The 9,615-nt window shown below is 67.4% G+C and carries 11 protein-coding genes; 5 read left to right on the top strand and 6 right to left on the bottom strand.

Annotated features, from left to right (window positions below; translation table 11 throughout):
* The first annotated feature begins 167 nt into the window (after positions 1–167).
* The 3 genes from ABDV68_RS16090 to ABDV68_RS16080 are packed head-to-tail and all read left to right on the top strand — an operon-like array spanning position 168 to position 3,625.
* Positions 168–1,103, top strand: coding sequence for an ATP-binding cassette domain-containing protein (locus ABDV68_RS16090; protein ID WP_343521116.1), 936 nt, complete (start codon positions 168–170; stop codon positions 1,101–1,103).
* Positions 1,100–2,353, top strand: a complete 1,254-nt coding sequence (locus tag ABDV68_RS16085) for an ABC transporter permease (RefSeq protein ID WP_343521115.1) — start codon at positions 1,100–1,102, stop codon at positions 2,351–2,353. The genes ABDV68_RS16090 and ABDV68_RS16085 overlap by 4 nt, the downstream gene beginning before the upstream one ends.
* Before the next feature lie 42 nt (positions 2,354–2,395).
* Positions 2,396–3,625 carry a cytochrome P450 gene (locus ABDV68_RS16080; RefSeq protein ID WP_343521114.1) on the top strand — a complete coding sequence of 410 codons (1,230 nt, stop codon included), beginning with the start codon at positions 2,396–2,398 and terminating at the stop codon, positions 3,623–3,625.
* Here ABDV68_RS16080 and ABDV68_RS16075 read toward each other — a convergent pair.
* Positions 3,622–4,401: a Crp/Fnr family transcriptional regulator gene (locus ABDV68_RS16075; RefSeq protein WP_343521113.1), complete on the bottom strand. Its 780-nt coding sequence runs from the start codon at positions 4,399–4,401 to the stop codon at positions 3,622–3,624. The two genes, ABDV68_RS16080 and ABDV68_RS16075, sit on opposite strands and share 4 nt — an antisense overlap.
* Positions 4,402–4,556: 155 nt before the next feature.
* A complete protein-coding gene (locus tag ABDV68_RS16070) occupies positions 4,557–4,796 on the bottom strand; it encodes a hypothetical protein (RefSeq protein WP_343521112.1) in 240 nt (79 codons plus the stop codon).
* 137 nt (positions 4,797–4,933) lie between these two features.
* On the opposite strand from ABDV68_RS16070, the gene msrB reads away from it, so the two are divergent.
* Positions 4,934–5,428, top strand: coding sequence for a peptide-methionine (R)-S-oxide reductase MsrB (gene msrB, locus ABDV68_RS16065; RefSeq protein WP_343521111.1), 495 nt, complete (start codon positions 4,934–4,936; stop codon positions 5,426–5,428).
* A gap of 134 nt (positions 5,429–5,562) precedes the next feature.
* Here msrB and ABDV68_RS16060 read toward each other — a convergent pair whose 3' ends face one another.
* A complete protein-coding gene (locus tag ABDV68_RS16060) occupies positions 5,563–6,114 on the bottom strand; it encodes a CHAP domain-containing protein (RefSeq protein WP_343521110.1) in 552 nt (183 codons plus the stop codon).
* Between the two features lie 562 nt (positions 6,115–6,676).
* On the opposite strand from ABDV68_RS16060, the gene ABDV68_RS16055 reads away from it, so the two are divergent.
* Positions 6,677–7,228: a hypothetical protein gene (locus ABDV68_RS16055; protein WP_343521109.1), complete on the top strand. Its 552-nt coding sequence runs from the start codon at positions 6,677–6,679 to the stop codon at positions 7,226–7,228.
* A 96-nt stretch (positions 7,229–7,324) separates the two neighbouring features.
* On the opposite strand, the gene ABDV68_RS16050 is transcribed toward ABDV68_RS16055, so the two are convergent.
* The 3 genes from ABDV68_RS16050 to ABDV68_RS16040 all read right to left on the bottom strand — a co-directional run.
* Complete coding sequence (locus ABDV68_RS16050) at positions 7,325–8,050, bottom strand: extensin family protein (protein WP_343521108.1); 726 nt, start codon at positions 8,048–8,050, stop codon at positions 7,325–7,327.
* Positions 8,047–8,796 (bottom strand): NUDIX hydrolase, encoded by a 750-nt coding sequence (locus ABDV68_RS16045; protein WP_343521107.1) that lies wholly within the window; start codon positions 8,794–8,796, stop codon positions 8,047–8,049. Before ABDV68_RS16045 ends, ABDV68_RS16050 begins: the two co-directional genes overlap by 4 nt.
* 45 nt (positions 8,797–8,841) lie before the next feature.
* Positions 8,842–9,615 (bottom strand): DNA methyltransferase (locus ABDV68_RS16040; protein ID WP_343521106.1); only part of this gene is annotated, 774 nt, incomplete at its 5' end.

The raw sequence follows: 9,615 nt of genomic DNA, 5'->3' as shown, positions 1-9,615 counted from the left end.
GAGCCATTCGTGCAGCCGCCTGCCCGCCAGCGGCGCGGCGTCGGCGCGCGCGATCCCGCACGCCGCGAAGCCCAGCTCCGCCGCCTTTTCGCGGATTCGCGCCTCCAGTGACTTGCCTAGCTGCATCACCCCCCGCTACCACGGCTCCGTGACCGAGGGGAATTTTGTTGAGTAGCGAACTGGCGGTCAGCGCCACCGGCCTGATCAAGCGCTTCGGCGACCGCCGCGTCGTGGATGGCGTCGACATCGCCGTGCCCAAGGGCATGATCTACGGCGTGCTCGGCCCCAACGGCGCGGGCAAGACCACCACGCTGCGCATGCTGCTCGGCATCATCGAGCCCGATGGCGGCGAACGCTCGGTGCTCGGCAACGATCGCCCGCGCGAGGTCAGCGACCAAGTCGGCTATCTGCCCGAGGAGCGCGGCCTCTATCCCGGCATGAAGACCATCCAGGCGATCGCGTTCATGGGCGCGCTGCGCGGGCTCGACTGGCGCACCGGCCGCACCCGCGCGGTCGCGCTGATGGAGGCCGCCGGGCTCGGCCATGCCACCGACCAGAAGATCCGCAAGCTCTCCAAGGGCATGGCCCAGCTCGTCCAGCTGCTCGGCTCGGTCGTCCATCAGCCCGACCTGCTCGTCCTCGACGAGCCGTTTTCCGGACTCGATCCGGTCAACCAGGAGCGGCTCGAGAAGCTCATCCTCGCCGAGCGTGACCGCGGCGCGACCGTTCTCTTCTCGACTCACGTCATGGCGCATGCCGAGCGGCTGTGCGACCGCCTCGCGATCATCGCCGGCGGCAAGGTACGCTTCGAGGGCACCGTCGCCGACGCGCGCGCGACGCTCCCGTTCAAGGCGCATTATGTCCCGCACCACCCGAACCCGGGCATCCGCGCCCTCCTTCCCGCCGATGCCGCGCCCGAAGGCGAAGGCTGGCGCTTCACCTTGCCCGACGAGGGGATCGAGGCGACGCTGGTCAAGCTGATCGAGGCCGGCTACGGCATCTCCGGCTTGTCGATCGAGCGCCCGTCGCTCCACGACGTGTTCGTCCGCATCGTCGGCCGCGAGGCGCTCGAAGAAGCCGAAAAGCTGGAGACGCAGGCATGAGCAGCCTCGCCCGCCTCGTCCGCCAGACGATGACGATCGCCCGCCGCGATTTCGTCGCGACGGTGTTCACCCCGACCTTCCTGCTCTTCCTGTTCGCGCCGCTGATGATGGTCGGCTTCGGCGCGATCGGCGGGGTCGGTGCCGCCTCGATGAGCAAGAGCGGCGACGACAAGGCGCGCATCGTGATCCTCTCCGGCGGCGAGCAGGCGCGTGCCGCCATCGCCGTCGACCGCCAGCTCCGCGACGTCTTCCGCGAGCGCGAACGCCCCCCGCAGCTGGTCGTCGAGGCGCCGTCCGCCAACCCGCAGGCCCAGGCCCGCGCGATCTTCGAGCGCCGGAACATCGACACCTACGCCGTGATGTACGGCCCCCTCCAGCGGCCGCAGATCCTGCACAGCGTCAACGGCACGCGTTCGGCGAGCTATCTCGCCGAGCTCGCCGATCAGGTGCTACGCGCCCAGCGCGCCGGCACCACCGCGCCCTTGAGCGAGGCGACCAAGACCGTCATCGCCCGCCCCGGCTCGACCTCCAGCGGCCATGGCCAGGCCGCCTTCTTCGCGGTCACGGCGTTGTTCATGGTCAGCCTGCTGCTCGCCGGCCAGGTCGTCGGCACCATGGCCGAGGAGCGCTCGAACAAGGTGATCGAGATCCTCGCCGCCGCGGTCCCGCTCGAAAGCGTCTTCTTCGGGAAGCTGCTCGGCATGTTCGGCGTCGCGCTGCTGTTCCTCGGCTTCTGGGGCACGGTCGCGGTCAACGTCACCACGCTGCTGCCGACGCGGATCGCCACCGCCTTCATCGATGTCGGCCCGGCCGTGGGGCTGCCGATGTTCGGCCTCCTGTTCTTCGCCTATTTCGTGATGGCCTATATGCTGCTCGGCGCCGTGTTCCTCGGCCTCGGCGCGCAAGCCTCGACTCAGCGCGAGCTGCAGATGCTCTCGCTGCCCATCACGATCTTCCAGGTCGCGATGTTCGGCTTCGCTTCCGCCGCCGCGGCGCAGCCGGACAGCTGGGTCGCCACCGCCGCCGAGGCGTTCCCGTTCAGCTCGCCCTTCGCGATGGTCGCGCGCGCCGCCAACGCGCCGGAGCTGCTACCGCATCTGCTCGCTCTCGCCTGGCAGGCGCTATGGGTCGCCGTGACCATCACCATCGCGGCGCGCCTGTTCCGCCGCGGCGTGCTCCAGTCGGGCAGCCCCAAGCTCCGATTGCGCAAACGCCCCGTCGAACCCGCTATTGACAAACCTGTCAGTTAATCCACTCTCCCGGGCGAACAGCGTTCCCGGGAGAGTATCGCCATGGCCACCCTAGCGCCCGAACCCGCGCCCGCGGTCGATCCGCTCGACGTCACCCGGCCCGAACTGTACCGCGACGATCTCTGGCACGCGCCCTTCCGCCGCCTGCGCGTCGAAGCGCCGGTCTATCGCTGCGAGCAATCCGAGTTCGGTCCCTATTGGTCGATCTCCGCCTACAAGCCGATCGTCGAGGTCGAATCGCTGCCCGACCTCTATTCCTCGCAGGCCGGCGGCATCACCGTCGCCGACCTGATGGAGGGCGACATCAAGATGCCGATGTTCATCGCGATGGACCGCCCCAAGCACACCGGCCAGCGCCGCACCGTCGCCCCGGCCTTCACGCCGAGCGAGATGGTGCGGATGACCGGCGACATCCGCGCGCGCACCGCCGAGATCCTCGATTCGCTCCCGGTCGGCGAGACATTCGACTGGGTCGACCGCGTCTCGATCGAGCTCACCACGCAGATGCTCGCCTTGCTGTTCGACTTCCCGTGGGAAGAGCGCCGCAAGCTCACTTACTGGTCCGACTGGGCCGGCGACATCGAGATCGCCAAGGACCCCGTGCGCAAGGAGGAGCGCCGCCAGATCCTGTTCCAGTGCGCCGCCGAATTCGGTGCGCTGTGGAACTCCAAGGTGGGCAAGGAGCCCACCCCCGATCTCATCTCGATGATGATCCATTCGGACGCGATGGCGGAGATGGACCAGATGGAGTTCCTGGGGAACCTCATCCTGCTGATCGTCGGCGGCAACGACACCACGCGCAACTCGATGTCGGCCTATGCCTGGGCGCTCGAGCAATTCCCCGCGGAACGCGCGAAGCTGGAAGCCAACCCCGAGCTGATCCCCAATGCGACGCAGGAGATCATCCGCTGGCAGACCCCCCTCGCGCACATGCGCCGCACCGCGACGCGGGATACCGAGCTGATGGGTCAGCGGATCGCGGAGGGCGACAAGCTCGTCCTGTGGTATCTTTCCGCCAACCGCGACGAGAGCGTGTTCGAGCGCCCCGACGAGATCATCGTCGACCGCCCCAACGCCCGTCGCCACCTGGCGTTCGGCCATGGCATCCATCGCTGTGTCGGGGCGCGCCTCGCCGAGCTGCAGATCGGCGTGCTGATGGAGGAGATGGCGAAGCGCCGCCTGCGCCCCAACGTCATTGTCGAGCCCGAGCGAGTCTCGGCCTGCTTCGTCCATGGCTACAAGAAGATGCCGGTGGAGCTCAGCCGCTACTAGGAGGGGGCCGCCGCGCAGACCGACATTTCCTGCATCCGGGCAGCTTCGGTCGCCAATTGGTCGAGGTGCAGATAGTTCTCGTTGAAATCGGCGACGTCGCTGAGGCCCGCCCAGTCCTTTATCGTGATGGTGCGGTTGGTGCGCACGATCAGGCCCGAGCGGTCCAGATCGCGCAGCATCCGGTTGACGTGCACCGGCGTCAGGCCAGTCGCATCGGCCAGCTGCTCCTGGCTCATCGGCATCTCGTAGCGCAGCCGGTCGGCGAGCCCGGCCGCTTCCATCCGCCGCGCGATCTCGCACAGCAGGTGAGCGACCCGCGTCAGCGCGTCGCGCCGGCCGACATTGAGCACCCATTCGCGGAAGATCGAGGCGTCGATCAGCGTGTCGGTCCACATCGCCATCGCAACCGTGGGATGGGCGCATGCCAGTTCACGAATGTCGCTCCGCGCCACGATCGCGAGCTCGCACCGGGTCAGCGCCTGCACATTGTGATCGGAGAGGTTGAGCATCACGCCCTGCAGATCGACGAAATCGCCCGCGATGTGCAGGCTGATGATCTGGCGCGTTCCCTCGGACGTCAATTTCTGGCGAAACGCGAAGCCTGAAAGCAGCAGACAGGAACGCTCGGGCCGCTCGCCCTCGCGCACGAAATAGGCCTCGCGCTCGACCAGCTGGCGCCGATAGGGCAGTGCGAGGATTGCTGCGCGATCGTCATCGTTCAGCAGCGCGCGCGATTCCAGCTTGCGCAGCAACGGTGTCAAGGTGTGAGAGGTCATGGGTGCGCTCCGTGAACTTAGGGCGGGAGCGCGACGATTTGTCTCTCAGCCGCTGACGCCCGGGTGGTCCGGCCAGCGATGAAGCTATAATGACTGAATTGAGGGTGGGGTTCCTTGATCCAGGATAGGGGGCCGGTGTCGGTGTTCGATCTATCCTATTGGTCAATCTTCACGGCGCTGGAAAAGGGTAGATTCAACACCACTTCGCCGCTGTCGTTCGAAACCTCGATATAGTCGCTCAGGCACAGATGCCCTTCGCGAACATCCTCGGCCATGATCGCTCGCGCCGCGGCGACGGCATGGCGATGCGCTGCGGCATTGCTGGCTAGATCGCATCCTTCGACGTCCGGCGTGGGACCGGAGCTGTCGTATAGCTTGAAATAATAGCGCGCCACGGCAGTCCAATTCGCAACGAGTTTCCGCTCAACGATCTATCGCGATGATTGTGCCCGATAATCATGGCTGCGCCGCGCCGCTTTGACGCGGCGGTCTTCGTTTCCCATCTTGGAAACAGCATTCCAGAGGTTCGCGCATGCCATTCACCCGCCGTCACCTGCTCGCCCTTGCCGGTACAGGAACAATCGCCGTCACCTTCGGCTGTACTTCGCCGGAATCCGAAGCGGCGCAGCGGTTCGAGTTCACGCTGACCGACGCCGAATGGCGCAAGCGGCTCAGTCCCGCGCAATATCGCGTGCTGCGCCAGGCGGCGACCGAGCGCGCCTTCACCAGCCCGCTCGACAAGGAAAAGCGCGCCGGGACCTTCACCTGCGCCGGCTGCGGCCTGCCGCTCTACAGCTCGCGCACCAAGTTCGACAGCCGCACCGGCTGGCCGAGCTTCTACGCTCCGCTCAAGGACGCGGTCCGCACGCGCACCGACTATGTCATCGGCGTGCCGCGCACCGAAGTGCTCTGCCGCCGCTGCGGCGGCCATCTCGGCCATGTCTTCGATGACGGCCCACCGCCGACCGGCAAGCGCTATTGCATGAACGGGCTGGCGATGACGTTCACGCCCAGAAGCCGATCCTGATCGCCACCGTCACCCCGGCCTTGGGCCGGGGTCCATCGGGATGCGGGCGGCCCAGCTCGAGTTCGAAGCGAATCGAGTGAGGCAGCGTGAACCGGCTACGGGGCCGGGATGACGACGATGGCAGGCGCGGAAGCTTACTTCTGCAGGGCGGTCGTGATGCCGAACTTCTCGAGATCGATCGCCGCGATCGTCACGCCACCGAAGGGCGCTTGCTCGGTCTCCGTCGCCGGCGCCTTGCCCGTGTAGATGAAGCCGTTGACCGGATAGATCGAGGTGCCGAGCCCGCCGTTCGAGGCGAACCACACCTTGACGCGGCTCCAGTCGCCCTTTTCGGACACGTCCACCGCGATGACGTTCTTCTCGATGCCGCCGCGGCGCGACCAGTTGGCGTGGGTCAGCAGCACTTCGCGGTCGCTGATCACCTTCGAGACCATCGCGACATGACCGAGGCGCATGCGCTGAGTCGCGGCGAACGACATGACCGAGCCTTCGACCGGCTCGCGGCCACGTTCGTAGCGGCCCTCCGCCTGCGCCCACCAAGTGTGTGCGTTGCCGTGGATCTGGATGCCGGAGATCATGCGGGCATAGGGGACGCACTGCCAGAACTGCGCGTTGGCGGGGGCGATCGTCGCGAGGCAAAGCGCGGCCATCAGCGCGAATCGCGCCGCAAGAATCTTGGCGTTCATGGTGGCCCCCTTCAGACCCCGAATCTCGATGCAGGGGTCGTGGCAGAATGGTTCCGCCGATCCTAGGGCGCCGCGCCCGATATCCGACGAATCGTTTCGCCGCGGCGATGACTGGCATTTCGGCCCGGCCAGATGCCCGGATCAACCCGACGAACGCTTGCAATGTTGGATTTCGCATGCTCCCCTCGGCTGATCCGCTCTTTGATACCGTCAGCCCTCGCCAGTCACGTGTCATGCAATCATCCGGCTATCTCATTAAGCTGCTGCTCCACTGCGGAACATGCCGATCGCCCACCGCCGAAACCTCGCGATAGTGTCAACCCTGTGTAAACTTCCGCCCGCGGTCGTTACGGTCTTGAGTCGCATTTGTTGCCCGAAAGTCGCGATCCACATCTCTTTGTTTCAGCACCGCTCGGTTCACCGCAACCAATGTTGCAACGCAAAACCATCTGTGATTCCTTGTCTGAACGGCGGACGACGCGGGGTTAAGGCTGGTGTTAACCATCCTGGGGCATCCTCCACCGTGAGGAGATTGAGTTGAGTGGGGTGGGAGTGAAGGAGAATGAGCGCACGAAGTAAGCCGGCCGAAGGCGCGATGACGCTGGCCGAGATGAAGGAATTCGCGGGCTTCGCCGCCGCGACGCAGCGGTATATCCGCCGCGCGCTCGACGTCGGGCTCGAGCGGACCGACGCGATGGAGCGCTGGTCGCGCGACGTGGTCGAGGCCGCCAGCATCCGCGCCCAGGCGCATATGTATGATCGGCTGCCCGAGATTCGCGCGCTGATCCCCGACGACAGCGGACTCGACGCGATGGAGCCTTTCATGGCGCCGCTGGTCACCGTCTCCGCATTCGACCTGGGACAGGGCCGGCTCACCAGCTTCTCGGCCTATCGCTTCCTCTACGAGCGGCTGATCGGCGCCGAAGTGCGGCCGTGGCTGCCCGCCGCCTTCTGCGCGGCGGCGGCGCTTCCGCATCTGCATCCGGATCTGCGCCGCAAGCTGCTTCAGTCGATCAGCGAAGCCGCGGCGACCGCGTCGGGCTGGTCGAACCGCCAGCCGGCATTCTTCCCGCAATGGGTGGAGAAGGTCGGCACCGAGCCGCTGCCGAGCTGACCATTGGCGCTCCTGCGAAAGCAGGAGCGCAGCGTTCGAGGCGCATCGCTTGTGGCTCTGGGCTCCTGCTTTCGCAGGAGCACGGATTGGCCGCGGCTAACGGCAGGCCCGCCAGGTTCGCGCCGCCTGGTCCAGGTGGAAGTGGTCGCGGTGCGCCGCATTGTAATCCGGCGACAGCACGGTCCCGAACAGTCCGCACGCCCCGTCGCGCACGTCGCGCAGGAACCGCGCCTTCGACCCGCGCCCCTGCCAGTCGCCGACCAACCGGATGCGCGTCCCGTCCGCCAGACGGAACGCCGCGATGTCCACCGCGTCCGCGGTCGCATGCTCGCTCCAGCTCGCCCCTTCGCGATTGTACATCCGCCGGCAATTATAGCTGCCGAAATGCTCGATCTCGGTCACCTTCTGCCCGAAGTGACGCTGCGCCGCCGGCTGCACCACGTCCCATTCCCACATCGCGAGCGCCGCTGCCACCGGACAGGAGACGCCAAGATCGCCCGGCGCGAACCGGATCCGCCGCGCTCCGCCCGGCGCGAAGCGCACCGCATCGGCATAGCCGCATTCGCCCTCCTGCTCGCTCAGCGGCGCGAGCGCAGTGTAGCGCACCCCGGCCCTGTCGAGCGCCTTGCGGCATGCCGGGAAGTCCTCGGTCAGCGCGGCGAGCTTGCGGCCGGTGAACAGTCCCACCGGCTGGCCGAGATCGAGCTCGGTCCACGGCAAATCCTGCGGCCGGTCGCGCACCATCGCGTAGAGCAGCAGCACCAGGGTGAGCAGCAGCGCCGCCACCACGATCGCCGCCAGGCTGTTGCGCAGCAGCTTCATGCCCGCAGTGCCGTCCCGATCACTTGCGAGGTCACCGGATAGCCGAGCCCCTCGGGGATGCAGAGCCGCTCCTCCCCGTCGCGCATCTCGACCCAGGGCGTGATCGCCTCGATCGGATGTGCCCGGGCGTCCGCCACTGCGTCGGCAAAGCTGCCGAACTGCGCCAGCCGCTCGAGATTGCGCCGCGTCGGAAAGATGATCCGCGCCTCCCCCGCGTCGGCGGCATTCAGCACCTCCTGGGCGGTCGCCCAGAACAGCCGGACATTCTCGTTCCCGTCGACCCCCGCTTCCTCGGCACCATCCGGCAGCCGGGCGAGGTAGAAGCGCGTGTCGAACACCTTGTGCGACACGTCTTCCGGCGGCAGCCAGCGGGCAAAGGGAACCAGCGCGTCGAGGTCTAGCGCCACCTCGGCCATTGCTTCGCCGATAGGCGTCCCGCCGTATAGCGCCGAACGAACGCCGTCGATCTCGGCCAGGGCCGCGGTGCCCACCGCCAGCCCCGCTTCCTCGATCGTCTCGCGGATCGCCGCGATTCGCGCGGCAAGGTCCTCGGGATCGCCGGGATGCAGCGCCGCCAGCGCGCGATCGCCCGGATCGACTCGCCCGCCCGGAAACACCAGCGCTCCGCCCGCAAAGCGCATCGCCGCCGACCGCTCGACGATCAGCAGCTGCGGCTGCCCCAAGGCAGGCTCGCGCATCACGATCAGCGTCGCGGCGGGGATCGGCTGGGAGGGGGCGCCCGTCATCACAGGCGGGTTTAGGGGCGAAGCCGAGGGATGGAAAGCGATGCGCTACAGCAGCTGCGCCTGCACCTCCGTCTCGCGCGGCGCGCTGCGGAACGCCGCGGCCGGATCGACCAGCGGGATGTCCGGCCGGCGGCCGTCGAACAGTTCGTCCACGGTCAGGATCTGCATCCGCGCATAGCTCCGCCCGGTCGCTTCGGCATGGAAGCGTCCGACCGCCGCCGCCTCGCGCAGCATCGGCGCCGAAGGCGGCGTGCGGCTGAGGATCACCCCGATCGGCGCCTTCTCGCGCTCCATCGCCGAGTGAAGGTCGCGCACCGCCTTCACCCCGACATGCTCGCCGCTCTTCACCGAGATCAGTGCCTTCGCGGTGCGCTGCCGCTCCGGCCTGAAGTAGATGATCCCGTCGATCCCTCCATCGGCCCCCTTGCGCCCGCCGGCGAACGGCACCGCGTCGATCATCGAGACCGCCCACCATTGGAACTGGTAGCGATCGCGGAGCGCCAGATCGGCCGCCGAAGCGCTGTCGCGCGGCGTGCCCTCGACGTTGAGGGCAATGCCCGGGAACGCCGCCTTCATCCGCTGTTCGATCAGGCTGATCGCGAGATGAGTCACGTCGATCCCCGCCCAGCGCCGCCCCAGCTTCTGCGCGGCGTGCACCGCCGTTCCACAGCCGCAGAACGGGTCGAGCACCACATCGCCCTCGTTGGACGAGGCCGCGATGATCCGCTCGAGCAGCGCGATCGGCTTCTGGGTGGGATAGCCGAGCCGCTCCTGCGCCTGCCGATGACATCGCGCTGTCGCCGCTGGGCAAGGTGCTGG

Source organism: Sphingomonas sp. (assembly GCF_039595165.1).
Lineage (GTDB): Bacteria > Pseudomonadota > Alphaproteobacteria > Sphingomonadales > Sphingomonadaceae > Sphingomonas.
The sequence above is the reverse complement of the archived record's forward strand: the minus strand, read 5'-3'. Positions and strand labels throughout refer to the sequence as shown.